This window comes from Flavobacterium sp. N2038 (assembly GCF_025947185.1).
Taxonomy (GTDB): Bacteria; Bacteroidota; Bacteroidia; order Flavobacteriales; family Flavobacteriaceae; genus Flavobacterium.
In genome coordinates, this window is record NZ_CP110001.1 from 323,011 (window position 1) to 349,690 (window position 26,680).

Annotated in this window: 29 protein-coding genes; 16 read left to right on the top strand and 13 right to left on the bottom strand. The window is 32.7% G+C overall.

The window, feature by feature from the left end; all coding sequences use genetic code 11:
- Positions 1-1,524, top strand: coding sequence for an alpha-isopropylmalate synthase regulatory domain-containing protein (locus OLM51_RS01320; RefSeq protein ID WP_264552628.1), 1,524 nt, complete (start codon positions 1-3; stop codon positions 1,522-1,524).
- Between the two features lie 104 nt (positions 1,525-1,628).
- Positions 1,629-2,690, top strand: coding sequence for a 3-isopropylmalate dehydrogenase (leuB, locus tag OLM51_RS01325; RefSeq protein ID WP_264552629.1), 1,062 nt, complete (start codon positions 1,629-1,631; stop codon positions 2,688-2,690).
- A 124-nt stretch (positions 2,691-2,814) separates the two neighbouring features.
- Here leuB and OLM51_RS01330 read toward each other — a convergent pair whose 3' ends face one another.
- Together OLM51_RS01330 and OLM51_RS01335 are read right to left on the bottom strand one after the other, a co-directional pair.
- Positions 2,815-3,165, bottom strand: a complete 351-nt coding sequence (locus OLM51_RS01330) for an RNA recognition motif domain-containing protein (RefSeq protein WP_035646091.1) — start codon at positions 3,163-3,165, stop codon at positions 2,815-2,817.
- A 128-nt stretch (positions 3,166-3,293) separates the two neighbouring features.
- Positions 3,294-3,776 carry a DUF6252 family protein gene (locus tag OLM51_RS01335; RefSeq protein ID WP_264552630.1) on the bottom strand — a complete coding sequence of 161 codons (483 nt, stop codon included), beginning with the start codon at positions 3,774-3,776 and terminating at the stop codon, positions 3,294-3,296.
- A 197-nt stretch (positions 3,777-3,973) separates the two neighbouring features.
- Here OLM51_RS01335 and OLM51_RS01340 point away from each other — a divergent pair, with 197 nt between their 5' ends.
- The 4 genes from OLM51_RS01340 (at position 3,974) to OLM51_RS01355 (ending at position 6,600) form a co-directional block, all read left to right on the top strand.
- A complete protein-coding gene (locus tag OLM51_RS01340) occupies positions 3,974-4,534 on the top strand; it encodes a 30S ribosomal protein S16 (protein WP_264552631.1) in 561 nt (186 codons plus the stop codon).
- A gap of 15 nt (positions 4,535-4,549) precedes the next feature.
- Positions 4,550-5,074, top strand: a complete 525-nt coding sequence (gene rimM / locus OLM51_RS01345; protein ID WP_264552632.1) for a ribosome maturation factor RimM — start codon at positions 4,550-4,552, stop codon at positions 5,072-5,074.
- 326 nt (positions 5,075-5,400) lie between these two features.
- Entirely contained in the window at positions 5,401-5,751 is a 351-nt protein-coding gene (locus OLM51_RS01350) for a four helix bundle protein (RefSeq protein ID WP_264552633.1), read from the top strand.
- Between the two features lie 141 nt (positions 5,752-5,892).
- On the top strand, positions 5,893-6,600 hold the full coding sequence (locus OLM51_RS01355) for a tRNA1(Val) (adenine(37)-N6)-methyltransferase (RefSeq protein ID WP_264552634.1): 708 nt from the start codon (positions 5,893-5,895) through the stop codon (positions 6,598-6,600).
- Positions 6,601-6,648: 48 nt separating this feature from the next.
- On the opposite strand, the gene OLM51_RS01360 is transcribed toward OLM51_RS01355, so the two are convergent.
- From OLM51_RS01360 to OLM51_RS01395, 8 genes are all read right to left on the bottom strand, one after another.
- Positions 6,649-8,301: a S41 family peptidase gene (locus OLM51_RS01360; RefSeq protein ID WP_264552635.1), complete on the bottom strand. Its 1,653-nt coding sequence runs from the start codon at positions 8,299-8,301 to the stop codon at positions 6,649-6,651.
- A gap of 46 nt (positions 8,302-8,347) precedes the next feature.
- Positions 8,348-9,643 carry an HlyD family secretion protein gene (locus OLM51_RS01365; protein WP_264552636.1) on the bottom strand — a complete coding sequence of 432 codons (1,296 nt, stop codon included), beginning with the start codon at positions 9,641-9,643 and terminating at the stop codon, positions 8,348-8,350.
- Between the two features lie 3 nt (positions 9,644-9,646).
- Positions 9,647-11,839 carry a peptidase domain-containing ABC transporter gene (locus OLM51_RS01370; protein ID WP_264552637.1) on the bottom strand — a complete coding sequence of 731 codons (2,193 nt, stop codon included), beginning with the start codon at positions 11,837-11,839 and terminating at the stop codon, positions 9,647-9,649.
- Positions 11,840-12,024: 185 nt separating this feature from the next.
- The gene (locus OLM51_RS01375) at positions 12,025-12,213 is read right to left on the bottom strand and encodes a hypothetical protein (RefSeq protein ID WP_264552638.1); all 189 of its coding nucleotides are present in this window, start codon (positions 12,211-12,213) and stop codon (positions 12,025-12,027) included.
- 205 nt (positions 12,214-12,418) lie between these two features.
- Positions 12,419-12,601, bottom strand: a complete 183-nt coding sequence (locus OLM51_RS01380) for a hypothetical protein (RefSeq protein ID WP_264552639.1) — start codon at positions 12,599-12,601, stop codon at positions 12,419-12,421.
- Positions 12,602-12,972: 371 nt separating this feature from the next.
- On the bottom strand, positions 12,973-13,164 hold the full coding sequence (locus OLM51_RS01385; protein WP_264552640.1) for a hypothetical protein: 192 nt from the start codon (positions 13,162-13,164) through the stop codon (positions 12,973-12,975).
- A 117-nt stretch (positions 13,165-13,281) separates the two neighbouring features.
- Positions 13,282-13,452 carry a hypothetical protein gene (locus OLM51_RS01390; RefSeq protein ID WP_264552641.1) on the bottom strand — a complete coding sequence of 57 codons (171 nt, stop codon included), beginning with the start codon at positions 13,450-13,452 and terminating at the stop codon, positions 13,282-13,284.
- 76 nt (positions 13,453-13,528) lie between these two features.
- Positions 13,529-15,088 carry a vitamin K epoxide reductase family protein gene (locus OLM51_RS01395; RefSeq protein WP_264552642.1) on the bottom strand — a complete coding sequence of 520 codons (1,560 nt, stop codon included), beginning with the start codon at positions 15,086-15,088 and terminating at the stop codon, positions 13,529-13,531.
- Between the two features lie 606 nt (positions 15,089-15,694).
- Here OLM51_RS01395 and OLM51_RS01400 point away from each other — a divergent pair.
- Complete coding sequence (locus OLM51_RS01400; protein WP_264552643.1) at positions 15,695-15,847, top strand: rSAM-modified peptide; 153 nt, start codon at positions 15,695-15,697, stop codon at positions 15,845-15,847.
- A gap of 91 nt (positions 15,848-15,938) precedes the next feature.
- Here OLM51_RS01400 and OLM51_RS01405 read toward each other — a convergent pair whose 3' ends face one another.
- Positions 15,939-17,687 carry a helix-turn-helix domain-containing protein gene (locus OLM51_RS01405; protein ID WP_264552644.1) on the bottom strand — a complete coding sequence of 583 codons (1,749 nt, stop codon included), beginning with the start codon at positions 17,685-17,687 and terminating at the stop codon, positions 15,939-15,941.
- 165 nt (positions 17,688-17,852) lie between these two features.
- Between OLM51_RS01405 and OLM51_RS01410 the strand changes: the two genes are divergently transcribed.
- From OLM51_RS01410 to OLM51_RS01450, 9 genes are all read left to right on the top strand, one after another.
- Positions 17,853-19,034, top strand: coding sequence for an acyl-CoA dehydrogenase family protein (locus OLM51_RS01410; RefSeq protein WP_264552645.1), 1,182 nt, complete (start codon positions 17,853-17,855; stop codon positions 19,032-19,034).
- Positions 19,035-19,120: 86 nt separating this feature from the next.
- Positions 19,121-19,903, top strand: a complete 783-nt coding sequence (locus tag OLM51_RS01415) for a DUF3050 domain-containing protein (RefSeq protein ID WP_264552646.1) — start codon at positions 19,121-19,123, stop codon at positions 19,901-19,903.
- Between the two features lie 101 nt (positions 19,904-20,004).
- Complete coding sequence (locus OLM51_RS01420) at positions 20,005-20,778, top strand: helix-turn-helix transcriptional regulator (RefSeq protein ID WP_264552647.1); 774 nt, start codon at positions 20,005-20,007, stop codon at positions 20,776-20,778.
- 68 nt (positions 20,779-20,846) lie between these two features.
- A complete protein-coding gene (locus OLM51_RS01425; protein WP_264552648.1) occupies positions 20,847-21,275 on the top strand; it encodes a hypothetical protein in 429 nt (142 codons plus the stop codon).
- Between the two features lie 58 nt (positions 21,276-21,333).
- Entirely contained in the window at positions 21,334-22,080 is a 747-nt protein-coding gene (locus tag OLM51_RS01430; RefSeq protein WP_264552649.1) for an SGNH/GDSL hydrolase family protein, read from the top strand.
- 48 nt (positions 22,081-22,128) lie between these two features.
- The gene (locus OLM51_RS01435) at positions 22,129-22,953 is read left to right on the top strand and encodes a helix-turn-helix domain-containing protein (RefSeq protein WP_264552650.1); all 825 of its coding nucleotides are present in this window, start codon (positions 22,129-22,131) and stop codon (positions 22,951-22,953) included.
- Between the two features lie 69 nt (positions 22,954-23,022).
- The gene (locus OLM51_RS01440; RefSeq protein WP_264552651.1) at positions 23,023-23,988 is read left to right on the top strand and encodes a nitrilase family protein; all 966 of its coding nucleotides are present in this window, start codon (positions 23,023-23,025) and stop codon (positions 23,986-23,988) included.
- 74 nt (positions 23,989-24,062) lie between these two features.
- Positions 24,063-24,569: a GNAT family N-acetyltransferase gene (locus OLM51_RS01445; protein ID WP_264552652.1), complete on the top strand. Its 507-nt coding sequence runs from the start codon at positions 24,063-24,065 to the stop codon at positions 24,567-24,569.
- A 108-nt stretch (positions 24,570-24,677) separates the two neighbouring features.
- Positions 24,678-25,064 (top strand): helix-turn-helix domain-containing protein, encoded by a 387-nt coding sequence (locus OLM51_RS01450; protein ID WP_264552653.1) that lies wholly within the window; start codon positions 24,678-24,680, stop codon positions 25,062-25,064.
- 109 nt (positions 25,065-25,173) lie between these two features.
- On the opposite strand, the gene OLM51_RS01455 is transcribed toward OLM51_RS01450, so the two are convergent.
- Both OLM51_RS01455 and OLM51_RS01460 read right to left on the bottom strand, forming a co-directional pair.
- Positions 25,174-25,545, bottom strand: coding sequence for a hypothetical protein (locus OLM51_RS01455; RefSeq protein ID WP_264552654.1), 372 nt, complete (start codon positions 25,543-25,545; stop codon positions 25,174-25,176).
- A gap of 288 nt (positions 25,546-25,833) precedes the next feature.
- Positions 25,834-26,655, bottom strand: coding sequence for a KilA-N domain-containing protein (locus tag OLM51_RS01460; RefSeq protein WP_264552655.1), 822 nt, complete (start codon positions 26,653-26,655; stop codon positions 25,834-25,836).
- Positions 26,656-26,680: the final 25 nt, after the last annotated feature.

A 26,680-nucleotide genomic window follows, 5' to 3' on the forward strand; every position in this document is an offset into this window, starting at 1 on the left:
ATGGAAAAAAGAAAAATTGAAATAATGGATACGACGCTTCGTGATGGTGAACAAACCTCTGGAGTTTCATTTTCTGCTGCAGAAAAATTAACCATTGCGCAATTATTGTTGGAGGAATTAAATATTGATAGAATCGAAATTGCTTCGGCTCGTGTAAGCGAAGGAGAATTTCAAGCTGTAAAAGGCATTACATCCTGGGCTGAAGAGCGAGGATACATTAACAGAATTGAAGTCCTTTCGTTTGTAGACGGCGGTGTTTCAATTGAATGGATGAAAAAGGCCGGTGCCAAAGTGCAGAACTTATTGACCAAAGGCTCAATGAATCACTTAACGCATCAATTAAAAAAGACTCCCGAACAACATTTTTCCGAAATTGCCCAAATTATTGCATCTGCAAAAGAAAATGATATTGAAACCAATGTTTATCTGGAAGACTGGAGCAATGGAATGCGAAATTCTCCTGAATATGTTTTTCAATTTCTGGATTTCCTGGCCACACAACCCATAAAAAGAATTTTACTCCCGGATACTTTAGGCGTTTTAATTCCGTCTTTGGCTTTTGAATTTATTTCTAAAATCAGAGCCAAATATCCAAACATTCATTTTGACTTTCATGCACATAACGATTACGATTTAAGTGTTGCCAATGTCATGGAAGCTATAAAAGCCGGTATAAACGGACTTCACGTAACAGTTAACGGAATGGGAGAACGCGCCGGAAACGCACCGCTTGAAAGTACAGTTGCGGTAATTAATGACTATCTGCCAGAAGTAAGCATCAACATCAAAGAAACTTCTTTATACACTGTAAGCAAATTAGTTGAAACGTTTACCGGATACAGAATTCCTGCTAACAAACCTATTGTGGGCGATAATGTTTTTACACAAACAGCCGGAATCCATGCCGACGGAGACAACAAAAACAACTTATATTTTAATGATTTACTTCCGGAGCGTTTTGGAAGAAAAAGAAAATATGCCTTAGGAAAAACTTCTGGAAAGGCTAATATCGAGAAAAATCTTCAGGAATTAGGTTTAAAACTAAACAACGAAGATTTGAAATTGGTTACCCAGAGAATTATCGAATTGGGCGACAAAAAAGAAACCGTTACCAAGGAAGATCTTCCGTACATTATCTCAGATGTTCTGGACAGCCATACTTACCAGGATAAAATTACCATACAGTCTTACGTATTAATGCATTCAAAAGGAACGCGCCCATCATCAACATTAAGTTTAAATCTTAACGGAGAAATCATCGAAGAACATGCTCAAGGCGATGGTCAGTTTGATGCGTTTATGAATGCTTTATCCAAAATTTACAAAAGCAAAAAACTAACGCTTCCTAAATTGATTGATTACGCTGTGAGAATTCCTCCGGGAAGTAGTTCTGACGCTTTATGCGAAACGATCATCACCTGGACAAACAACGGAAAAGAATTTAAAACAAGAGGATTAGATTCAGATCAAACTGTTGCAGCGATTATTGCAACGCAGAAAATGTTGAATGTAATTACCGATTAGAGATACAAAGGTTCAAAGGTTTGGAACAGAGCTTAAAAAAACTTGTTCCAAACCTTTGAACCTTTGAACCTTTGCCACTTTGAACCTTAAATAACACACATAGAATGAAATTAAACATAGCCCTTTTAGCCGGAGACGGAATCGGACCAGAAGTAATAAATGAAGCTGTAAAAGTATCTGATGCTATTGCAAAAAAATTCAATCACGAAATAACCTGGACTCCTGCTTTGACTGGAGCTTGCGCAATTGACGCAGTTGGAGTTCCTTATCCAGATGAAACGCACGAAGTTTGTATGAAAGCCGATGCGGTTTTATTTGGAGCTATCGGACACCCAAAATATGATAATGACCCAAGCGCGCCAGTTCGTCCTGAACAAGGTTTATTACTGATGCGTAAAAAATTAGGATTGTTTGCTAACGTACGTCCAACTTTTACTTTCCCTTCTTTAATTGATAATTCTCCTTTAAAAAGAGAACGAATCGAAGGAACTGATTTAGTTTTCTTAAGAGAATTGACAGGCGGAATTTACTTTGGTGAAAAAGGAAGAAAAGACAACGGAGATACTGCTTTCGATAATTGTGTTTATACACGTGCAGAAGTTCAGCGTTTAGCTAAAAAAGGGTTTGAATTGGCCATGACTCGTAGCAAAAAATTATGTTGCGTTGACAAAGCAAACGTTTTGGAAACTTCACGTTTATGGAGAGAAACAGTTCAGGCTATGGAAAAGGATTATCCGGAAGTTACTGTTTCTTACGAATTTGTTGATGCCGTTGCAATGCGTTTGGTTCAATGGCCAAACTCTTATGATGTATTAATCACAGAAAATTTATTCGGAGATATCTTAACTGATGAGGCTTCTGTAATTTCAGGTTCAATGGGATTAATGCCTTCTGCTTCTGTTGGAGAGCACACTTCATTATACGAACCAATCCACGGATCTTATCCTCAGGCAACTGGATTAAACATCGCAAATCCATTAGCAACAATTTTATCTGCAGCCATGATGTTTGAAGATGCATTTGGACTAAAAGCTGAAGCTGAAGCTATTCGCGCTGTTGTAAACAAATCTTTAGAGCAAGGTATTGTTACCGAAGATTTAGCTCCAAAAGGATCAAAAGCATACAAAACAAGCGAAGTTGGAGATTGGCTTGTTACGAATTTATAATGGTTTATTTTGTTTCAAGTTTCAGGTTTCAGGTTGTTGGAACTTGAAACTTGAAACAAAAAAATCTGAAACAAAAAAAGGGATCAACTTTCGTTGATCCCTTTTATATATTTAGAAAAAAATATTAATATCCTCCTCTGTTACCACCACGGTCGTTTCCACCACGGTTGTTTCCGTAACCTCCGCGAGAATCACCTCCACGGTTGTTATTGAAGCTTCTTCTTTCACCTTCAGGTTTTGGTTCAGATTTATTAACTACAATTGAACGACCTTGAACAGTAGCTCCGTTCAATTCATCAATTGCTTTTTGAGCTTCAGCATCGTTTGGCATCTCAACAAAACCAAAACCTTTGCTTCTTCCAGTAAATTTATCAGTGATAATTTTAACTGAATCTACTGCTCCATAAGCCTCGAAAGACTCTCTTAAATCTGCTTCCTCAATACTGAATGGAAGGCTTCCAACAAAAATGTTCATATGTACTTATTTATAATAATGTAGCAAATGTAGTCTTATTTTTTTCTAATCTACTATATATTAGTTTATTTATGTTTTTATTTTGATTTTAAAAAACATAAATAAAACCCATTAATTATAACAAAAACTCAAAAATCTTCATTTGGAATAACCGGAATCTTATAAAACACACCTTCGGTAAAATTGCGTGTCTTTTTTTCAACATTATCCGGATCTTCATTTACAGCAGTAAATTTGAATGTTCCTGAAACAGTGTTTGTTTGCGTATTAAATTCTGTAATTATAATTTGCCCGCTTCCAGTATTTGTACCTGTCGAAAAATTTTCTTCCTGCTCTGGAAAAATATTAATATAAGATGCTTTTGAAACATCGTCAACTCCTAATAAATAGGTTTTTGGTTCCGGCGAAACCGTTTGCAAAACAATTTTCTCATATCCTAAAAAACCTTCAATAACCATATTACCATTTGTTGTCACATGAGCAGTATAACTTGTCGATCTCCAAAAAACATTATCTTTTAAAGTTTGAAATGCAGGATTATTAAACTTTATTTCATCAACACAGGAGACAACAACAAAAAAAAGGGGTAAAAAAAAGAAGTGTTTTTTCATAATAGTATGAATTTTAATGCAAAAGTACTGCATTTGAGATCATTAAGTAAAAAATTCAGTTTAAATCACCAAAAAAACGGTAAAAAGTTCTTTCGAAAAGATTTAATATGGTTTGGAACGTGTAATTGATAAAAAAATTATATCTTTGCGCCCTTAATTAACGGAGGTCGAGTACCTCAAAATTTAATCATAAGATTATGTCAGTAAAAATTAGATTACAAAGACACGGTAAAAAAGGAAAACCTTTTTACTGGGTTGTAGCTGCAGATGCACGCTCAAAAAGAGATGGTAAATACTTAGAGAAAATCGGTACTTACAATCCAAACACTAACCCAGCAACTGTTGAGTTAAACCTTGACAGCGCAGTTAAATGGTTACACAATGGTGCACAACCAACAGATACTGCTAGAGCAATTCTTTCTTACAAAGGTGCTTTATTGAAACACCACCTTGATGGAGGTATCCGTAAAGGAGCTTTAACTCAAGAACAAGCTGATGCAAAATTAGCTGCTTGGTTAGAGGCAAAAGCTGGAAAAGTTGATGCTAAAAAAGATGGTTTATCAAAAGCGCAAGCTGATGTTAAAGCTAAAGCTTTAAAAGCTGAAAAAGAAGTAAACGCTAAACGTGTAGCTGCTGCTGCTCAAGCTGAGGCTGAGGCAATTGCTGCTGCTACTGCTACTGAAGAAGTTGCTGAAGTTGAAGCTGCTACTGAAGAAGCACCTGCTGCTGAAGAGAATAACGAAACAACTGAAGCATAATTTTACTTAGCGAGAATGCGTAAAGAAGAATGTTTTTATTTAGGTAAAATCGCTAAAAAATTTAGTTTCAAAGGTGAAGTTCTGATCTATTTAGACACAGACGAACCTGAGTTATACGAAAACCTGGAATCAGTGTTTGTTGAGCACAACAAACACTTGGTTCCTTTTTTTATTGAAACAAGCTCCTTACACAAAAACGACTTTTTAAGAGTTCGTTTTGAAGATGTAAGCACAGAAGAAGATGCAGATGCCTTAGTGGGAAATGCTGTTTATCTTCCTTTAACCATGTTGCCAAAACTTTCCGGCAACAAATTTTATTTTCACGAAGTTATTGGTTTTGAAATCGAAGATCAGCGTTTAGGCGTTTTCGGAAAAATCACTTCTATTAATGACTCTTCTGCTCAACCTCTTTTTGAAGTTCTAAATGGTGACGTAGAAATTTTAGTTCCAATGATCGATCATTTCCTTGTGAAAATTGATCGTGAGAACAAAAAAGTTATCATGAATCTTCCTGAAGGTCTTGTGGAAATGTACCTTTAAAAAGAAATTCCAATCCCGAAGCCTCGGAATAAATTCCAAATTCCAAAGCTGAAAAGGTTAAATCCCAAATTTTAAAATTCCAAAGCCCAAATCTGGAGAGAAATTTCAATAAACAAAATTCCAAATTCCAAACCTGTAAAGGTTAAATTCCAAGTTTTAAATTCCAAATTCCAAAACTGGGGAGAAATTTCAATAAGAGAAATTCCAGCATGAATAATTATTTTTTAAAATAAATTTGAAAGAAAAAACCTATATTTTAATTATTTTCACTATTTTTAAAACCCAACAATTGGAATTTGGAATTTTAAAATTTTGGGATTTTATTTATGAGTAAACCATATAACCTAGAAGAAAGAACTTTTCTATTTGCTAAAGAATGTAGAATCTATATTCGAACATTACCAAAAACCATTTCTAATATTGAAGATGGAAAACAATTAGTTCGTTCCTCTGGATCTGTAGGAGCTAACTATATTGAAGCAAATGAAAAACTTGGAGATAAAGACTTATTGTTTCGCCTTAAAATTGCAAGGAAAGAAGCCAAAGAATCTAAATTTTGGCTTCAATTATTAAATGATTTAAACCCTGATCAAACTATTTTATCTGAGTCTTTATTGTATGAAGTAGAAGAACTTCGAAAAATTTTATCAGCAATAATTACCAAAACTTCAAACTAATAAATCAATATTTTAATCTTATTTTTGCAGCTTAATCGTATTTTTTTTGCCCAGTTTCACACTTGGAATTTGGAATTTCAGATTTGAAACTTCCTTACTAAAGTTGGAATTTGGAATTTAAAATATTGGAATTTTTAATTTATGTTTTCATTCAAGCAATTTTCTATTCAACAAGACAAAACCGCTATGAAAGTAGGCACTGATGGTGTTTTATTAGGTTCTTGGGCTCCAATTCATCACGATCCATTTAGTGTTTTAGATATTGGTGCAGGAACAGGAATTATTGCTTTGATGCTTGCTCAGCGAACTCATGCTGAACAAATTGATGCTCTGGAAATTGACGAAGAGGCCTATGAACAAGCAGTAGAAAATTTCGAAAATTCACCTTGGGGAGACCGTTTATTTTGTTTTCATGCTGGTTTAGACGAATTTATCGATGAACCGGAAGATGAATATGATTTGATTGTTTCAAACCCGCCTTTTTATGCTGAAGATTATAAAACAGAAAATGAACAGCGCGATTTAGCCCGTTTTCAAGATGCAATGCCTTTTGAAGAATTAGTTGAAGCTGCCGATTTATTACTTTCTGAAAAAGGAGTATTTGCTGTAATTCTTCCGTTCAAAGAAGAAGAAAAATTTATTGCTTTAGCCAAAGAAGCCGAATTATATCCGATAAAAATCACCCGTGTAAAAGGCACACCAAAATCTGAAATCAAACGCAGCTTATTGGCTTTTAGCCGAAATGAAAACCCTGACATTGAAATAGATGAATTAACTATTGAAATCGACAGACATGTTTATACTCCAGAGTATATTGCGTTGACTAAAGATTTTTATTTGAAGATGTAAAAAACATCTTTGTCAAAGTTAAGAACCTTGACAAAGATTTATAATTTATTATTTTCCGTTTTTTGCAAAAAGAACAGCTCTTTCTAAAATCTCGTCGTTTCCTTGCTGAATACCTAAAATAGTCGGTTTTACTTCAATATCAGGAACAATCCCAATACGTTGCACTTCTTTTTTGTTTGGATAAAAAACGCCATAACAAGTAAACGATGAAGAAAATCCTTTTATAATACCGAATCTATAATTTGCACCATCTGCGCCACCTGTCTGACTGCCAATAACAGTAGTTTTAGGAGCAGTTTGAAGCGCCATAACATTATGTTCTGCGTGGCTAATCGCATTTTCATCAATTAGAACAATTACTTTTCCTTTGTAATAATCCGGATTGGTTTTACCGCATTTATCCTTATCTGTCCTCCATACATAACGTCCCGGAAAACTAATATCCGGGTCAATATATTTAACATATTCAACTGATTCTGGATTAAGCCACTCTGCAAGTGCATACAATACATCATGAGGTCTTTTTCTATTGTCAAAAATAATTGCATTGGTATTTTTAAGTGCTTCAATTAAGTTTGGGATATCTATAACATCAAGTCCGCCAAAATTTACATAACCAATATTTCCTTCCAGAATTTTCCACTTTTCTTCTTTTGGAAATTGAATTTTTAAATCCTGATATTTATATCTGTTTATTGATTTTACAGCTGTTTTTCCGTCTCTGACAAATTCAATTTCAAAAGCTGACGTTTTTCCATTAAAGATTGTCCAATAGGCATTTTTTAAGACCGAAGGCTCGTTTGATCCTTCAACATATTTTAAATTTTCTTTTAGAAGTTCGTCAATTGTTTTCCCTTCTACTTTTGTAATAACATCTCCAATTTTAAGATCGCTGACTTTTGCCAGAGAATCATTTTTTAAACCTATAACAACGGCTTTCTGATTAATAATTTTAACCTCAACCGGAATAAATTTATCTCCAAAATAATCAAACAGCTGGGGCATGTGAGTAGAAGCGTGTGTATCATTTATTTTTATAGAAATTTCACGCATTGCTAAAGCAAAATCTTTTTCTGATTCTGGCGCACTAATTCTCGGAAGAAATTCAAGTAATGTCTTATCCCAGTTTTGATCCATTTGATATTTATACGGGAAAAAATATTCGATGTAATTCCAATATCTGAATAAGGCTAAAAGACGAAGGTTTTTGTCTGTCCATTTAAAATCCTGATATTTTACTTCATTCTTAAATTGTAATGGAGCATTACCACCACCAAACTCATAATCAACATAATACTGTTTTTCCTGAATTCTATTTTCTTCAATAAATTTCAGTTTTTTTGAAAGTGATTTAGAAAACAATTCATTTTTATTGATCCATGATAAATCGAAATTTTTATCAAAATACTCTTTTTTAGAAACAGGCTTTGCTGATTCATGAGCCTTAACTTCTCCTAGTGAAGCCAGCCAATTTTCGATTACTAATGAAAATGCTTCTGCAGTTTGCGCTCCTTCAACTTTTGGCAAAACTTGAAACAATTGTTCGTCCCAATTTTTACTTCCATCGGCGACATTTGGATGATAATATTTTAGAAATCCCCAAATTTTGCAGGTTGCGCTTAATTTTTGAGTTTCTGTAATGGGTTTTGAAAAAGAAAACTGAAATAGTAAAACAAGAACAATAAGTAACGTTTTTTTCATTCTAAGAGATGGTTATTTTTTTTGGTTTATTAGGTTTTGGTTTATTTTAAACTTGCTCAAAAATACTTTTAAACTGGTATAAAATTCTTTCGATCAAACGTAAATCTTCGGTTACGATCTCGGCACTTCCTTTCATTTCCTGTTGAAATATAATTTGTTTTTTATAAGAAGTTTCCAATCCGTTTGGCAATGCAACATCCAGCAATAAATTCCCGTCTTTATCGGGCACCAGTGAGATATTCTGAATCTTCCCTTTTAAAACACCAAACTCTCTGTCAGGAAAGTTAGCCAGGCGAATATTTACTCTTTGCCCTACTTTTATTTTTCCAGAATTTAAAGCTGGTGCTTTTACTTTGCCTATGAACCCATTTTTTGCATCCGGAATAATTGAAAAAACATTATCCCCTACATTTATGGTTTGATTTTCTGTCCAAACCTGCAAAAAAGTCACCACGCCACTTACAGAAGATTTTAGTGTATAAGCCATTTCCCAGTCTTTTATCACCTTTTTGAGCTGATAAAAAGATTGCGCCATGTTGCGACCAAGGTTAACTTCTTCTTTGGTGCTGTTTATGTGCGAATTCTGACTTGATTTTGTATTATCTATTAAAGAGGATCTCAATTGAGAAATTGATGACAAAAGGCTTCTATAATTCTTTTGCGCTTGTAAAAAACTCAACTTCTTAACCTCCATTTCCTGAGCTGAAATTATACCTTTATTGAATAAAACTTCAAAACGGGCAAGTTCATTTTTTTGAAGCTCCAATTCACCCTCGTTGATTGCTTTTTGCTGTTGTAAAATATCTAATCGCTCCTGTATCTGAATTTTTTCAGAATACTGCGCGCGGCTCTCTACTTCAAAAGGATGCAAATCCTCATTTAGTTTCTGTGCCTGATAATCTTTTTGAAAGACCGCATAAGCGCTTTCAATTTCTCCTAATTGCGCATTTTTCAGCTTCGAAAACGGAAAATCACTTTTAGGATCATTAATATTATAAGAATCTATTATTCTATTTAATAAAAAAACATCTTTGTAATTAGCTGTATTTTCTATAATTGCAAGTGTAGTATTTTTGGGTACTATCGCTTTATTTTTTACCAAAATTACTTCGATGCGCCCTGAAGATTTTGCTACGATTTTCTCTGGTGGAATATTCGTTGTAATTAGAATTTCGGTATTTACCACATCCGGATATTTTACAAACCAGGAAACAAAAAACAACATCAGTATAATGACAAATATTAAAATAGTCCCCCATCGAATCATCCAATGCGGTACTTTGGTGAGAATATCCTGAACCTCTTCACTTCTTAACTCAAATGTCGTGTTATCTTCAGCCATATATTAATTACCTAATTGTAGTTGGTTTTTCACCAGTTCAAAATAATTCCCTTTTTGGTTTACTAATGTCGAATGATTTCCTATTTCGATAATTTTCCCTTTATCCAAAACAACAATTTGATCTGCATTCATTACTGTACTTAATCGGTGTGCAATTACAACAACAGTTTTATTTTTAAAGAACACATCCAATTTTCTCATAATTTCTTTTTCGTTATTGGCATCCAGTGCCGATGTTGCTTCGTCAAAAAATAGTATTTCAGGATTTTTATAAACAGCTCTTGCGATTAACAATCGTTGTTTTTGCCCGGTACTCATTCCTACTCCTTCAGAACCAATCTTAGTATTATAACCGAGTGGCAAACCACTTATATACTCTTTTATATTCGCCACATCTGCAGCATACAATAATCGTTGTTTATCGACTTTATCTACACCAATTGCAATGTTATTGGCAATGGTATCACTAAAAATAAACCCTTCCTGCATGACGGCTCCAATAGTAGATCTCCACGCTTTTTGAGAGATATTTGACAGTTGTGCATTGCCAATGGTTATCTCCCCCTTATCAGGTTCATAAAATTTAAGAAGCAATTTCATTAAAGTCGTTTTTCCGCTTCCACTTACACCAACTATGGCTGTCACCTTATTTGCCGGAATTATCAGATTTAAATTTTTAAGAATAGGAATATCAGATCCCAAATAGCGATATGACAGGTTTTTTATTTCAATATCTGAATCATACAAAACATCATTTGTCTGATGAACTTCCTGCTGTGTTTCATCTTCTTTTTCATGAATTTCAGATAACCTCGCCAAAGAAATTTTTGCATCCTGAAGCTCTCTGACAAATTCGATAAGCTGAGTAACTGGTCCGTTTAAACTCCCAACAATAGAACTTATGGCAAGCATCATCCCCAATGTAATAGAACCGTCAATTACTAATTTGGCCGAAAGAAAAATGATAAAGATGTTCTTTAATTCATTAATAACCGACGAGCCAATGGTTTGTGTCTGCTCTAAAATCAATCCTTTTATCGAAACTCTAAAAAGCCTTGCCTGAACGTATTCCCATCCCCAGCGTTTTTGCTTTTCGGCATTATGGAGCTTGATTTCCTGCATTCCGTTTATAAGTTCCATAACCTTGCTCTGCTCGTGAGAGACTTCGGCAAATCGCTTATAATCCAGAATTTCTCTTCTTTTTAAAAACAAAGTAATCCAGCCAAAATAAAATAGGCTTCCGACAAAAAAGACAAAAAATATCTGAAGATTAAAATAGGCCAAAACAGCGCCCATTACAAACATGTTAATAACCGAAAAAAGAACATTTAGAGATGATGTGGTCAGGATTTTTTCGATTCTGCGATGGTCATTAATTCGCTGCATTATATCTCCTGTCATTCGCACATCAAAAAAGGATATAGGCAGATTCATTAATTTAATAAAGAAGTCTGAAATCAATGAAATATTTATCCTGGTAGAGAGATGGAGCAAAATCCAGCTTCTAATTAATTCCAGCCCGATTCTTCCTGCAAAAAGAAATAATTGTGCGAAGAGAATGAGATAAATAAAGTGGATGTTTTGATTTTGTATTCCAATATCAACTATACTTTGGGTCAAAAAAGGAAAAATCAACTGCAATAAACTGCTCGCCAGTAACCCTATACTTAATTGTATTAAAAATGATTTATATCGAAAAACGTATTGCGACAAAAGCCCAAAACCCAATGTCTTATTATCTTCTTTCTCAAAATCTGATTGAAAAAATTTTGGTGTAGCTTCGATTAATAATGCAATCCCTTCCTTAGTTTGATCATCTGCATTATTTCCAATCCAAAATTTTAAAAAATCTTGTTGGTTGTATTCTATTAAACCAAAAGCAGGGTCAGAAATATAATAGATTCCTTTTTTAATTTTATAAAGTACTACATAATGATTTTTATTCCAATGCAAAATACAGGGCAAAGGAGCTTCTTCCAGTCTTTCAGCGCTTAATTTTACTCCCAAAGTTCTAAAACCAATTTTCTCCGCAGCATCACTTAAAAAAAGCAAATTACTTCCTTCACGAGTTGTTTCGCTAATATCTCTTAACTCCTGAATATTGATTGTCTTACCGTAATGTTTTGCAATTATCTTTAAACATGTCGGGCCACAATCCTTATAATCTGCCTGTTTATAATTGGTGAATTTTTTCAACTCTTATTTGGTTTATCTTACAGCAATATTATACAAAAATTCTTAAAAAAATAATTCAATAACGAATTTAATTGGTTAAAAAATTAACTTTTCAACTGATTTAAGCACATTCTAAAAAGGAACCTGAAACAAAAAGGCTTTGTCAAAACAACAAAGCCCCTCTTTATTCAAACTTATCTAAGAAATTAGTGATCCAGTAAACAGCTCTCTTCAATAACAGACTGGCAACTTTCACCTTCGTTTACGTGTATAACGCCTGCAAAAGAACCATCAGGACAATAACATGCCTCAATACCGCCTCCACCTCCAAAAATATTTTTCTTTTCAACAACACCTAAAACTTCAACTCCAAATAAATCTTTTAATTTTTTCATAATTTGTTTTTTGATTTGTTATTGCTTCAATCCTTTTATGACAGTTGAAGCCTCTGTCTTATTATTTTATTATTGCTTATTTAATAAAAAATAGAGAGGAAAAAAATTCCTCTCTGAGATTTGTAAAACCCTGTCAAAAATTAAAAGTAATATCAAAAAAGATATCTCTATTTACAGATTAACCGGTTTATTGTATTTAAAATGTTTAGTCGCAAGCCTCACTAGGGTCTGATACACAAATCCAATAAGCTGGTGAGGTTGCAGTTCTTGGACATCTTTTAGCAATAGTATTGCCTTCGCAAATTGGTGCATTACCACCATTAATTTTTTGTTGCTCTTCTTTACTTAATTCAGCAACTCCATTTAATTCAAAAATTTTCTTTAACATAATTTGGTTCTTTTGGGTTTGTTAATGCTTCAATCCTTTTAAGACATTTGAAGCTTCTGTCTTTTCTGTTAAATCGTATTATAAGTTTAAAAATAAATTAAAAAAGCAGTAAGAAAAACATGCTACTTACTGCTTATAATTATTTCAATTATTTAATAACTTAATTTCTCTAGGATCTGCCACTGGTTAACCCTAACCAATTAAAATCAACGCAGCGGCTAACTTCCTGAGAATCCCGACACCAATCATCAATGTGGGGATATTTGCTCAATGTTCCACGATCGAGCGCCTACAAATTAAAAAAAACATGACTAAATTTTAATAAGGCTTAATATTGTACTTCAAATAAATTATTTCCGTTAAAAAAAAACTTAACAACAAAGACGGTTTGTTCCACATATCCCCGGGGTTGTCTCTACAGGACAAATTCCACCGGTTGGTATTAAAACACAGCCTGCCTCGATTGCAAAAACCCAGCATTCAGGAATTCCACCCGACATATTTTTTTGCTCAGCTTTTGTAACTTCCTGAGCGCTTTCCAGATTTAAGATCTTTTTTAACATTGTTATTTAATTAAATTTTAATCACATTTTGAGTGTTCTTTATTCTTTTAGTCTAAAATTCCTACCACCGAATAATCCAGAACAACCATTCATCATATTACTTATAATCATTCCCAATTAAACTGGTCTATAGTTAACCGGATAATTCAAACAAATAATTTCACTCGCATACCAAGTCATGTACCCACATACAGGTTCTTCAACAGGGTATTCTTCACTATTAATATTTTTTTTCTCATTTATTGTTAATTCATGAGATCCCTCAAGATTTAAAATGTTTTTCAGCATAATAATAGTTTTTTTATTGGGGTATACCTCAAACTTTTATAGACATCTGAGGCTTCTGTCTATTACTATTTATTCTTTATGCAATCTTTTCAAGAATAGTTTCTTTCTCGTCTGTCAAATCGTTCAGAAAATATTTTAATTCACTTAATTCATATTCGGCCGGAAACAATTTTTCATTTACAATCCTTACCGGGGTATAATTAAAATTATTCTTAGAACACCATTCATATTGTTTATTTATTTCCTGGCTCACCATCATGCTAATGTTCTCTACATGCCATTTCTTTAGCCACTTTTTCAGGTTCATTTTTTTAATATGCCAATCAGAAATTGCTTCGACTGTTTTTCCCGGAGTTGACCTGTTAATTGTCAACAATCTTTCTACCACAACCTTAAATGGATTTTCGGTATTATCGGGATTTATATTAAATAATATATTTAAACTTACTTTATCCGGAAATTTTAAAACCATATCAAAAGCTTCCTGAAATGTTTTATGACAATGTCCGCAGCTTGGGCTTATAATTATGGTTAATTTCACTGCTGCATTTCTATTACCAAAATTCAGTCCTCTTAAATTTTCAAATCCATTTGAGAATAAAACTTTTTTGGACAAAAAATTCATTAATGAATAATTCCTTTTAAATTTTTTCAAATCCTTTAAGCTATTTTCGGTCTCTAAAACTCCTTTTAGCATTGATTTTGCGACTAACCATGTTGGCAAGAGAATAGCAAATGAAAATACAAACGGAAAAATACTTTCAAAGCTAAATGTCAATGTAAAAAGATCAGATGCAAACCATACGATACTTTGCACTAAAATCAAGAACGAAACTGCCAAACACATCATACACCACTTTTGAATCTCAAACTTCTGAATCCAAATTGAAGATACAATTACAGGAATTGTCAATAAGCTCAAAAAACCAATAAAAACGGCAGATTCTAATGGCTGTATTAAAACTGCAATAACACTGGAAGCAAAAAACAATAATGGCAAATCTGAAAAGCTAAATAACCTGTTTTTATTTTCCTCTTTGTAATTTAAAACTGAATTACATGATGAATTTGAAGTTAGATTACAAAACTTTGTAATTATACTATTTTTAAAACCTAATTTTTCCTGTACTATAAATACGCTAACTATAAGTCCTGTTATTGATGTTGCTAAAAAAACAAGACTAAACAAATCAAACGGGTTGTAAAAAAAAGCCAAACCTACTATTAGGATAAAAGGAAAAGAATACTTCAACCAATTATATTCAACTTTAAAGTTCTCTTTTGCTATTGCGTTATTTGGTTCAATTGCCACAATAACTCCATTCCAGTCTAAAAGAAATTTTTCGTATGAAATTTTTTTACTTCCTTTTTTTATTGTTGTAATACGAACATCATTTTTAAACTTTTCAACCAACGTAAGTTCCTCTTTAAAATAGGCAAGGAAATTTGTTGGCAAATCAACTATCTGTTCTTTCGAAACTCTAACAGCTGCATTTTCTATTGCCAATAAATCTAACGAATCTGTTATCGCAAATAAACTTGGATAATTAGGATGAGAAAGAAATAAATCTTTAAACTCATTTTTAATTTCCGAGTATCTGTTTATTTGGAGAAATTTTTGAATAAGTTTTAACATCTTTTTCGAATCGTTTAATTCATAATTACACTGCAAAGATTGCTGTTTTTATTGACAAAAATCTCGTGATAGCAGACATTTTATCAATTATACTACATACAATTTATAAATTATACCTATCAAAACAAAGTGTTAATCATCTGAATTATAATACATTACATCGACAAAATCTTCAACAAAACCCGCAAAAGCCAATTCTCGACCAAGCGTTTTGCTTTTTATCTAGCTTTGACATATCAGTAATCCAAACAGGGAAAAAGAGGAAAAAATCTAAAATAAAATTGAGATTTCTTTTGATAAAAAAAGCCTTAGAAAGACAAAAAAATATTTACTGAAACAAGCTTTAGAACCCTGTTTTTTTTTGTAAAAGCTACATAAAAACAAAAGCTTTAAGCTCCAAAAAAATAAAAACTAACCCCTTTATATCTCAAATTAATAATTAATCAACATGAAAAATTTGAAAAATATGAGGAAAAAAGCAATCAAAACGTAGTTTAAAAAGGAAGCCTCGGAATTATACCATAGGCTAAAGCCCCCAAAATAGCATGAAAAAACTGCTATTCTATCTTACAATATAAATCAATACATAACTATAATCTATTTATCATGACAACTAACAAAATGAAATTCGACAATTTTCAAGCCGAAAAATTATCTAAAACTCAACAAAAAACCGTGCGCGGTGGAGATACCGTAGGTGTAGATCCAACAGATCCAAAATACGATCCAACAAAAGGTGGAGGCACTGGAAATGGATAAAAATAAGCTCCAGATTAAATTAAATATTTTCGCAAAAGAATTAGAAATCCCAATTCTTTTGCGAAATATTTTTTTTATTGATCTTTAAAAACTAAATATTACTTGCAAATTGAGCCGGAGACACACCGGTTCTTTTACGAAATGATTTTGCAAACGAAACTGCATTTTTAAATCCGACACTTTCTGCAATTGCCTGAGTCGAATATTTACGATACATATGATTCGTAATCATCTCATTGATTACGTAGTTAATTTTAAGCTCATTAGAATATTCTCCAAATGACTTCCCAAATCTTTTATTAACAACGTAGGACAAATAAGTAGTGTTTGTTTTTATTTTTTTGGCAACATAAGGCAAAGTAAAATCAGCATTTAGATATTCTAATTTACTCTCGAGTGCCAATAGTTTTTCGACAATTTTATTTTCTTTGGCTTCGTCAATACTTAAATTAACATTTTCTTTTTTAAGCTGAACATCTTCCAATTCTTCCTTTTCATGCACGACCTCTTCGATAACCTCGTTTTCCTTTTTCTCCAGATTGGCTTTAAATTCTTCAATTAGAGCATTCATTTTTTTATGCGCTTTATTTTTATCCCGTATGTTTTTTACAAGTAAAAATATTATCCCAACAACAAGCAGGACATAGAATACTCTAAGAGCCTTATTCAGTAAAACTTCATTTTTATATTTCTCCTGAATAGTAACCATTTCGGTTCCCAAATCTTCCAGACCTAATTTATAGTTTACCTCCAGGGCTTCATCTCTTAATTTTGTTTCAGACTTTTCGTAACTATCCAGGTAAATTTTCGAATGTTTATAGGCCTGCTCAGGCTCATTCATTAAATTATAAATCTTTGCCTGTAAATAATTTGATTTTAAATAGCTTACATCCAGAGTTTTATTCTTTAACGAAATAGAATCTACTTTTCCAAAACATACCAAAGCTTTATCATATTTCTTATTCCAAAAATACAAGTCGCCTAAATTATAATTTGCAGCCTGAAACAATTGTTCAGAATTATTTTGTTTCGATAAAAACAAGATGTCAAAATATGTTTTTTCGGCATTTACAAGATCATTCTTTATCAAATAAATATTCCCTAAGCTCATTTTTGCAGTAATCTTATTGTTTACAAAATTCTCTGAATAAGTAACTGCTTTTTTATAAAAGTATTCAGCAGAATCCAGCAAATACATCTTATCGCGATTCTTCATATAATAACTTTCATATGAAGTACCTAAATTAATATTGATGTTACTTTTGCTGTTTTGAAACTGCTCTTTTGTATAGACACTTTCGTTTTTATTAATAAAGTCATTGTTTTGTCTCAAATTCTTGATGGACAATTGGTAATTTCCAATCTCCTCATTAATTAAAGCAATATTACTTTTAAACTTTACCATTTGGATAACATCATTCACTTCGGTAGAAAATTTGATCCCTTTTTGGTAATTATCTAGTGCTTTACCCAGATTGCCTCTTTTCCACTCTATTAACCCCTTATAATTATAAAGATAGCCTGCAACTTTTGTTTTCTCAGAAGAAGGAGGCATTTTATCTAAATATTGAAGTGCTGTTTTGTAACTTTGATCAGATTTGGCAACATTACCTTTGAGTTGGTATAAATACGAAGCTGCGCCGTTGGCAAAAGCCAAATGCTTGTCATTAGTAGATTTCATCAATTCTTTAGTGTATGCAAGACCCTGATCGAAATTTGAATTCATACTGAATCGAATTTTGTCCTGCAACTCTAAATATTCCTGTTCATTAATTTGAGTTTTTTGTGCAAACCCAATACTGAGAACATGAAAAAGTAAAAAAGAGATGATTAGCCTCATTTATCTGTTTTTGGTATTCAAAAATAGTTCTTATATTTTCAATAAACTAAAATTAATTTGCTTATCCATTGTTAATTTTGTTACAAAATTAAAATAATATAACAATTTTGAATTGTTTTGTTATATTTATATTACGTAAATTTGTTTTGAAAAATCTTATACAAAATGAAACCAGACTTATTTCAATCTCCAGATTATTACAACCTTGACGATTTATTAACAGATGAGCACAAATTGGTTCGCGAGTCTGCACGTGCATGGGTAAAAAGAGAAGTTTCTCCTATTATTGAAGAATACGCTCAAAAAGCAGAATTCCCAAAACAGATCATAAAAGGTCTGGGAGAAATTGGTGGATTCGGACCTTATATCCCTGTTGAATATGGTGGTGCCGGTTTAGATCAAATTTCATATGGTCTAATCATGCAGGAAATTGAGCGTGGTGATTCTGGTGTAAGATCAACCTCATCTGTGCAATCTTCTTTGGTAATGTATCCTATCTGGAAATATGGAAACGAAGAACAACGCATGAAATATTTACCAAAACTTGCAACTGGCGAATTTATAGGTTGTTTTGGTTTAACAGAACCTGATCATGGGTCTGATCCCGGAAGTATGATTACCAATTTTAAAGATATGGGAGATCATTATCTTTTAAATGGTGCAAAAATGTGGATCTCTAATGCCCCTTTTGCTGATATTGCAGTAGTTTGGGCAAAAAATGAGGACGGCAGAATTCATGGTTTAATTGTTGAACGTGGCATGGAAGGTTTTACAACTCCGGAAACGCATAACAAATGGTCTCTTCGTGCATCTGCAACCGGAGAATTAATTTTCGACAATGTAAAAGTTCCCAAAGAGAACCTGTTACCAAATAAATCAGGATTAGGAGCGCCGCTGGGATGCTTAGATTCTGCCAGATATGGCATAGCCTGGGGAGCAATTGGAGCTGCAATGGACTGTTATGATACTGCTTTAAGATATGCAAAAGAGAGAATCCAGTTTGGAAAACCAATTGGAGGCACACAATTGCAACAAAAAAAATTGGCCGAAATGATTACCGAAATCACAAAAGCACAATTATTAACCTGGCGCTTGGGCGTATTAAGAAACGAAGGAAGAGCAACAACAGCTCAGATTTCGATGGCAAAACGTAATAATGTTGATATGGCCATACATATTGCACGTGAAGCAAGACAAATGTTGGGCGGAATGGGAATTACAGGCGAATATTCGATTATGCGTCATATGATGAATCTGGAAAGTGTAATTACTTACGAAGGAACTCATGATATCCATTTGTTAATCACAGGAATGGATGTAACTGGAATTCCAGCTTTTAAATCATAAATAACTATTAAAATATATACAAAATCAATCTAAAAAGCTTCTTCTAAACGAGAAGCTTTTTATCTTTGCACAAAAATTTCCATTTCATGAATATTGAAACTATACACAATAGCATTCAACCTCAAAAAGAGCAACTTTTAAAACATTCATTATACAACAAAATCCAAACTATTGACGATTTACATAGCTTTGTAGAAAATCACGTTTTTGCAGTTTGGGATTTTATGTCACTATTAAAAGCATTACAAGCTAAACTTACCTGCACAACAACACCATGGTTTGCAACTAAAAACCCTGAAACCAGATATTTAATTAATGAAATTGTTCTTGCCGAAGAAACCGATTTAAGTATTGACGGAAGAAGACAAAGTCATTATGAAATGTATCTTGAAGCCATGCAGGATTGTGGCGCCAATACAACAGAAATTGATAAATTCCTAAACGAAGTAAATTCTCTTCATAATATTTTTGTTGCCATAAAACAAAGCTCATTGCACCCTGAAATAAAAGCTTTTCTGGATTTCACTTTCAGAGTTATTGAAGAAGGAAAACCGCATCAGATTGCCGCTGCATTTACTTTTGGAAGAGAAGACCTGATTCCGAGTATGTTTACTGAAATTCTTAAAAACTTTCAAAAAAACCTGCCGGACGTCGATTTAAAAAAATTGCTTTATTATTTTGAAAGACATATCGAATTAGACGCAGATGAGCACGGCCCAATGGCAATGCGAATGATTACCGATTTATGTGAAGATGATGCGCAAAAATGGAAAGAAGTAGAAGAAGTTTCGATTCTTGCATTAGAAAAACGTATTGGACTCTGGAATGCCATTGAAGAAGAAATTCTTTTAAAAGCAGAAATGGTCTAAAAATGATAACGAGGTATTTTTTACCTCGTTTTTTATTTTAAAAACAAACAAAAATTCTTTTCCGTATCTTTGATATTCATTGATTGTAAACCAGATACAAAATGAAAATTGCAGATTTCAGTCCAACAGAACCATTAACACCTTTTATAAAGACTTACAGAATTATCGAAAGTCAGGACGAATTGGTTAACCGCGTTTTGCCTGGCACTTCCCTCTCGATCGCTTTTAGATGCAAAGGAGAAGTCAATTTTATTAAAGAGAATCACCACGATAAATTACCCGTTTCAACAATTTCAGGAATTCGTAAATCAGTACGTTTAATTCATTATTCTAAAAATACAACTACTATAGTTGTTTTGTTTAAAGAAGCCGGAGCAACAGCATTTTTTAAAGAACCTCTTCATGAGTTGTTTGAAGAAAGTGTTTCACTTGATAATTTTATTCCGCAGCAAAAAATAAACCTGATAGAAGAACTTTTAGCCGAGGCAAAAACAAACGATCAAAAAATTGCCATTATAGAACAATTTCTATTATCAAAATTGTACTCTTACAAACCCGATAAATTAATTTCGGCTGCTATCTCAATCATTCAGTCCAAAAAAGGAATTGTCAAAATAAAAGAACTTGCTGACGCTCTTTTTATCAGTCAGGATGCTTTCGAAAAGAGATTCAGAAAAACAATAGGATCATCGCCAAAACAATTCTGCAATGTTGTTAGAATAAAAGCAATTATCGATCAAAAACAGCATAATAAAAACCTCATCGATCTGGCAATTGATGCAGGTTATTTTGACCAGCCCCATTTTAATAAAGATTTTAAATTATTTACAGGACAAACTCCAACGGAGTTTTTCAGCTTTCCTTCTTTTTGGTAAATCAATGATTTTTTACAATGAATTAGTTTCTACAATTCTCAATTTTACTTCAACAAAAATGGAGAAATATGAAAACAAATTTTTTAATCGGAATCGTCTGCCTGACATTGTTTAGTTACAAAGCTAGTGCGCAGACAACAAGTACTAATTTACAAACAGAAACCCAAAAATCAGAAAGCATGAAACAAATCTTTATTGATAAATTTATCGTACCCGAAAAATCAAAACAAGAATTTCTAAAAAGAGTAAGCATTAACAGAAATATCATAAAACAACTAAACGGATTTGTAAAAGATGACGCTTACGAACGTACAGATGACAAAGGAAATTTAATTTATATGACTATTGCAGTTTGGGAAAACGAAACTGTTTTAAAAAAAGCAAAAGAAATAGTTCAGGCCAACTATAAAAAAGAAGGGTTTGATATTGCCGAAATGTTTGAAAGATTAAACATCACAATGGAAAGGAATGTTTACAACGAAGCCGGAAAACCATAACAAACTATTTAACGTAACTATTTATTTAAAATGACACCAAACTTAATTTCTTCAGATTATGAAACCGCATTTCAAACAAATCGTTACGTTAATTCTCTCTGTCTTTTTACTGAGCTGCAGTACAGACGACTCTAATTCAGAGACTTCTATTCCTCCTACAGTTGAGACTCCAACAATTCCTATTGCTAAATCTATAAACTATCTCGCTTTGGGCGATAGTTATACTATTGGTCAAAGTGTTTGCGAAACTTGCCGATTTCCGGAACAACTCAAAACCAAATTGAAAGGATTTTATCCTGAAACAGATTTTTCTTTAAAAATAATTGCAACAACAGGCTGGACAACCTCCGATTTAATTTCGGCAATCAATACCCAAAATCCGGAATCAAATTATGATTTGGTCACACTTTTAATTGGGGTTAATAATCAATACCAACATTTGGACTTTTCTGTATACAAAAAAGAGTTTCCACAGCTATTAAACAAAGCAATTGCTCTGGCAAAAGGTGAAAGCAAAAATGTAATTGTACTTTCGATTCCCGACTATACTTATACTCCATTTGCCTCAAATTACAGTGATGCAAACCGAATGAAAATATCAAATGAAATAAATAACTACAACTCTTTTGCAGAAAGTTACTGCTCCTCTAAAAACGTTACTTTTATTTCGATCACAGATATTACAAGGCAAGGCCTAAACAATTCAAGTTTAGTCGCATCAGACGGTCTTCATCCTTCTGAAACTGCTTACAGAATGTTTGTTGAACGTATGTTGCCAATAGTAAAAGTAGCTTTACAAGATTAATTTTTTTAAATTTGAATATCTCTTTTTAGATTAGCAACAAATCTCTTTATGCAAGTTTCACCTTCAAAAGAATTATTACCTTATATTAAACATTATCTGTTTTTAGATAATACAGAAACTGCTTTACAAAAATTTCGCCTCTTTTCTGATGGTAATACCGGTCTTGTATTTTCTATAAAAAGCAAACTCATTTCTGGAATTAATAAATATGAAATAAAAGAATATCTGCCCGCTTCCTTTTTATATGGACAGCTTAACGGCTTTAAAGATCTTTATTCAGAGAACGAAATTACCCTTATTATTGTCGTTTTTCAACCCAGCGGAATAAACCAATTATTAGGAATTCCTGCCAGTGAGTTTCACGATTCTATTATTCCTGTTGAGGATATATTTGACGAAAAAATTACGATGCTTCAGGAGAGGTTATTCGAACAAAATAATCAAATTCGTGTTGAACTGCTTAATTGTTTTTTCAGGTCATTAATCTCAAAAAAAACAGCTTCAAATCAGTTTATAATAGATCATTCTTTAAACTTTATCATTAGTAACAAAGGGCATTTCTCTATAAAACAATTAGTAGAATACACAGGTTATACCGAAAGACATCTGGAAAGAAAATTCAAAGAATGTGTGGGATTAAATCCTAAGAAATTTGGAAACGTTGTAAGACTACATCATTTTCTAAAATTATTAAAAGGCAGATCTGACGATACCAATCTAACCACCATTTGTTATGATGCCGGATTTTCTGACCAGTCGCACTTAATAAAAGAATTTAGAAAGCATACCGGAATAACTCCAACCGAATACATTTACAACAGCGGAAAGTTAACTAACAATCTTATCAAAAGATTTCCTCCTTTGTCATTCTAAAATGTCGGTTTTATACAATTTATAAAATGTTGCTGTTGCTATTTTTGACTAAAATTAATAGCACACAAAATGAAAAATCTAAAAATAGCCACAGCTCAGTTTGAAAACAAAAGCGGCGACAAAAACTATAATTTATCTGTAATCGAAAATCTTTCTCAAAAAGCAGCTGCCGAAGGTTGCGATGTGATTTCGTTTCACGAATGTTCTATAACCGGATATACCTTTGCAAGGAATTTATCAAAAGAACAAATGTTAGACTTGGCAGAACTGATTCCGAGTGGAGAAAGCATTTTAAAATTGATCGAAATTGCCAAAAACAACAACATTGTAATATTAGCAGGACTCTTTGAAAAAGACGATAACAACAATCTCTTCAAAGCTTATGTTTGTGTAGACAAAAATGGTTTAGTAGCCAAATACCGAAAATTACATCCGTTTATAAATCCGTACTTAACGCCCGGAGATCGTTATTGTATTTTTGAAATTGAGGGCTGGAAATGTGGCATTCTTATTTGTTACGACAATAATATTATAGAAAATGTTCGTGCGACAAAACTTCTAGGAGCCGATATTATCTTTATGCCTCACGTAACCATGTGCACGCCTTCTACCCGACCTGGCGCTGGTTTTGTAGCACCGCAGCTTTGGGAAAACCGCGAAGCCGACCCAACTTCGTTACGATTAGAATTTGACGGAATGAAAGGCCGCGACTGGTTAATGAAATGGCTTCCGGCAAGGGCTTATGATAATGCCATTTATGCTGTTTTCTCAAACCCGATTGGCATGGACGATGATCAGTTAAAAAACGGCTGTTCTATGATTATTGATCCTTTTGGAGATATTCTGGCAGAATGTAGAACTTTTGATGATTCTTTTGCAACGGCAGTACTTACCCCGGAAAAATGTATTCAGGCAGGAGGAAATCGTTATATAAAAGCTAGAAGACCAGAATTGTACAGCGATATTATTGGTCAAAATCACAAATCTGAGCAAAATGTTGTTTGGTTAAACTCTGATAAAAAAAGCATAAATTAAACATTTTTGACTCTCTAAAGCTATTGAAAGATTTACCTTTGAAGATTCATTAATCTACAGAATAAAGCCCAATCATGGATTTTTTTAAAACTACAACTCAGGACATTGATGCTGTTTTCGATATTTATAACGAGGCCACATCTTATCAAAAAACAGTAAACAATAAAAGCTGGAGAGGTTTTGAAAGAGCATTAATAGAAAAAGAAATTGCCGAAAATCGTCATTTTATAATCAAAGAAGAAGATGAAGTTGCCTGTACTTTTGTACTTACTTTTAATGATGAAATTATCTGGAAAGAAGCTGCAGCAGATCCCGCTGTATATTTACATCGTATCGCTACAAATCCAAAGTTTAGAGGACAATCGTATGTCAGGAAAATTATCGAATGGGTAAAAATATATGCACATGAAAACGGTAAATCTTATATAAGACTTGATACACACAGCGGTAACGAAAGAATAAACAACTACTACACGAGTTGTGGTTTCGATTATAAAGGAATCAGCGTGATTGAATGGACACCAGAATTACCGGAACATTATAAGGAAGGTTCTTTTAGTTTGTTTGAAATTAAGCTTTAATTTTGTTATTGGAATTTCGGTATCAATAATGAAAGCCGTATCTTACAAAACAAGCCTGTTTTTTACTAAAATCTATTTTTCTCTAAAAATTTTAAATATCTTTGATTTATGAGCGCAACAACAAAACCATATCACATAGGGCGAAAAATAAGCCGTATTCGTGAACTTAAAGACATGAAACAAGAAGCTTTGGCACAAGCTTTAGGAATGAGTCAACAGACTGTTTCTGCTATGGAAAACAGCGAAACCATAGACGAAGAAAAACTAAAAGAAGTAGCAAAGGCTCTTGGAATGACTGTTGAAGCCATTAAAAACTTTTCGGAAGAAGCTGTAATTAATTACTTTAATAATATTTATGATAATGCAGCTTTTAACAAGCATTATAATGATTGTACTTTTAATCCTCTAGATAAAGTTGTTGAGCTTTATGAGCGTTTAGTACAGGCTGAAAAGGATAAAAATGAATATTTGGAGAAATTGTTGAAGGAGAAGTAAAAGTCTTTTATAAAATATAATTCTAGTAAAGAGATCTTTAAAAGGTCTCTTTTTTGTTTATATAAATATATTGAAGTGCCAATCTATGATTAATAAAAAAAGTGTGTTTTTAATCCGTAATAAGATTTTGAGAGCCGAATACGTTTTTTTCAAAATAAACACTCAACTGACTTATTATTTGCGACTTAACCTTTGATGTGTCAATAAAAAAAACATTTTTATCATTCTTTAAAGTATCAGATGCTGGTTTGTTGAAACAACAAATAGCAAAAGGAATTTTTCTTTCATAAATCTTTAAAAAATCAAGAAATTCTTCTTCTGTATATGCAACAATTACTATTGCCTGATAAACATTCGACTGAACATTTGCTTCTTTAAAATCTCTACAAAGGTCAATATTTAAAACATCCTGAAATTTATATTTTAAAAATCTTGAAAAGCTTTTTTGGTTCCCACATAAAAGTATTTTTTTCTTTGTCATTGTTGTCTCGTTTTAATTAAACCCCTATAAAAAAAACCAATGGAATTAAAAACTTGTATATCTGCCTATTTTTATTTCAACACCTAACTTCTTTCTATATCTCACTTTACAAAGATACCTCAGACAATACTAGTATTTTGTAGCATATTAACCACTTTCCTGTAGAATTGTTTCTACAAAAAACAACCCCTGAAGCCAGAAAATCAGACACAAAAAAAAGAGATCAAAGTCTCTTTTTTGTTACGAAAATCCTGCAACTTCAAAAAATGAAATTATATTTTTTTACGGTCATGATTTAAGCTTTTCAAGGTTTATATTACCTAATAATGATTTTATTTGTGTTATAGCAATAGCGTTCAATTGTTCTAAACGTTGGCTTTGGGCAATCCCTTTGTTTATTAACACGGCATTAATACTTTCGATATTGCTAAGTACAACCAGTTGCTCTATTGTTGCTTCATCTCTTATATTTCCTGTTGCATTTTGATTCTCGATACGCCATTGCTTTGCTGTTTTTCCAAATAGGGCGACATTTAGTAAATCTGCCTCATCTGCATATATAAAATTTATTTTTTCCTTAGTAAGCAATTGAGGGATCAAATTCTCTTTTATAGCATCAGTATGTATTTTATAATTTACTTTTGCCAAAGTTCGCTGTAAATTCCATGTTAGGTTCAGTCTTTCATTTTCTTCTTCTTTAAGTCTTTGAAATTCTTTCACTAACAACAATTGAAACTTAGGACTAATCCACATTCCAAAATGAAAGGCTATGTCTTTGTGTCCATAAGTCCCGCCATATCGCCCCGCAGTTGCAGTAAGCCCAATTGCGCCAGTATTCTCAATCCACTGCTTTACCGAAAGCACAAAATTATTACTGCCTGCTTCATTTTTAATTATACCGAATTCGGTATAATTAAAATCTGGATTGTACAATGCTTCCCATTCTCCAAGATATTCTATTGTACTTTTAAGACTTAGCCATTTTATAATTACAACTTCTTGCAATTGGCTACGCGCCATATCAGTTAAGGAAATATATTCATTCTTACCATCTTTTGATAAAATAGTAATTTGGTTTCCCGCAACATTTATACTTTTTCCTTTTGCCATTCTTTTTTTACAAAATCAAATCTAA

What these genes read in the sequence shown, in the direction of transcription:
- leuB (WP_264552629.1), top strand. Translation starts at nt 1,629, where the DNA reads ATGAAATTAAACATAGCCCTTTTAGCCGGAGACGGAATCGGACCAGAA.
- OLM51_RS01450 (WP_264552653.1), top strand. Translation starts at nt 24,678, where the DNA reads ATGAGCGCAACAACAAAACCATATCACATAGGGCGAAAAATAAGCCGT.
- OLM51_RS01430 (WP_264552649.1), top strand. Translation starts at nt 21,334, where the DNA reads ATGAAACCGCATTTCAAACAAATCGTTACGTTAATTCTCTCTGTCTTT.
- OLM51_RS01395 (WP_264552642.1), bottom strand. Translation starts at nt 15,088, where the DNA reads ATGTTAAAACTTATTCAAAAATTTCTCCAAATAAACAGATACTCGGAA.
- OLM51_RS01460 (WP_264552655.1), bottom strand. Translation starts at nt 26,655, where the DNA reads ATGGCAAAAGGAAAAAGTATAAATGTTGCGGGAAACCAAATTACTATT.
- OLM51_RS01390 (WP_264552641.1), bottom strand. Translation starts at nt 13,452, where the DNA reads ATGCTGAAAAACATTTTAAATCTTGAGGGATCTCATGAATTAACAATA.
- OLM51_RS01355 (WP_264552634.1), top strand. Translation starts at nt 5,893, where the DNA reads ATGTTTTCATTCAAGCAATTTTCTATTCAACAAGACAAAACCGCTATG.
- OLM51_RS01330 (WP_035646091.1), bottom strand. Translation starts at nt 3,165, where the DNA reads ATGAACATTTTTGTTGGAAGCCTTCCATTCAGTATTGAGGAAGCAGAT.
- OLM51_RS01400 (WP_264552643.1), top strand. Translation starts at nt 15,695, where the DNA reads ATGACAACTAACAAAATGAAATTCGACAATTTTCAAGCCGAAAAATTA.
- OLM51_RS01365 (WP_264552636.1), bottom strand. Translation starts at nt 9,643, where the DNA reads ATGGCTGAAGATAACACGACATTTGAGTTAAGAAGTGAAGAGGTTCAG.
- OLM51_RS01420 (WP_264552647.1), top strand. Translation starts at nt 20,005, where the DNA reads ATGAAAATTGCAGATTTCAGTCCAACAGAACCATTAACACCTTTTATA.
- OLM51_RS01320 (WP_264552628.1), top strand. Translation starts at nt 1, where the DNA reads ATGGAAAAAAGAAAAATTGAAATAATGGATACGACGCTTCGTGATGGT.
- OLM51_RS01440 (WP_264552651.1), top strand. Translation starts at nt 23,023, where the DNA reads ATGAAAAATCTAAAAATAGCCACAGCTCAGTTTGAAAACAAAAGCGGC.
- OLM51_RS01405 (WP_264552644.1), bottom strand. Translation starts at nt 17,687, where the DNA reads ATGAGGCTAATCATCTCTTTTTTACTTTTTCATGTTCTCAGTATTGGG.
- OLM51_RS01335 (WP_264552630.1), bottom strand. Translation starts at nt 3,776, where the DNA reads ATGAAAAAACACTTCTTTTTTTTACCCCTTTTTTTTGTTGTTGTCTCC.
- rimM (WP_264552632.1), top strand. Translation starts at nt 4,550, where the DNA reads ATGCGTAAAGAAGAATGTTTTTATTTAGGTAAAATCGCTAAAAAATTT.
- OLM51_RS01375 (WP_264552638.1), bottom strand. Translation starts at nt 12,213, where the DNA reads ATGAAAAAATTAAAAGATTTATTTGGAGTTGAAGTTTTAGGTGTTGTT.
- OLM51_RS01425 (WP_264552648.1), top strand. Translation starts at nt 20,847, where the DNA reads ATGAAAACAAATTTTTTAATCGGAATCGTCTGCCTGACATTGTTTAGT.
- OLM51_RS01340 (WP_264552631.1), top strand. Translation starts at nt 3,974, where the DNA reads ATGTCAGTAAAAATTAGATTACAAAGACACGGTAAAAAAGGAAAACCT.
- OLM51_RS01455 (WP_264552654.1), bottom strand. Translation starts at nt 25,545, where the DNA reads ATGACAAAGAAAAAAATACTTTTATGTGGGAACCAAAAAAGCTTTTCA.
- OLM51_RS01445 (WP_264552652.1), top strand. Translation starts at nt 24,063, where the DNA reads ATGGATTTTTTTAAAACTACAACTCAGGACATTGATGCTGTTTTCGAT.
- OLM51_RS01350 (WP_264552633.1), top strand. Translation starts at nt 5,401, where the DNA reads ATGAGTAAACCATATAACCTAGAAGAAAGAACTTTTCTATTTGCTAAA.
- OLM51_RS01360 (WP_264552635.1), bottom strand. Translation starts at nt 8,301, where the DNA reads ATGAAAAAAACGTTACTTATTGTTCTTGTTTTACTATTTCAGTTTTCT.
- OLM51_RS01380 (WP_264552639.1), bottom strand. Translation starts at nt 12,601, where the DNA reads ATGTTAAAGAAAATTTTTGAATTAAATGGAGTTGCTGAATTAAGTAAA.
- OLM51_RS01410 (WP_264552645.1), top strand. Translation starts at nt 17,853, where the DNA reads ATGAAACCAGACTTATTTCAATCTCCAGATTATTACAACCTTGACGAT.
- OLM51_RS01435 (WP_264552650.1), top strand. Translation starts at nt 22,129, where the DNA reads ATGCAAGTTTCACCTTCAAAAGAATTATTACCTTATATTAAACATTAT.
- OLM51_RS01415 (WP_264552646.1), top strand. Translation starts at nt 19,121, where the DNA reads ATGAATATTGAAACTATACACAATAGCATTCAACCTCAAAAAGAGCAA.
- OLM51_RS01385 (WP_264552640.1), bottom strand. Translation starts at nt 13,164, where the DNA reads ATGTTAAAAAAGATCTTAAATCTGGAAAGCGCTCAGGAAGTTACAAAA.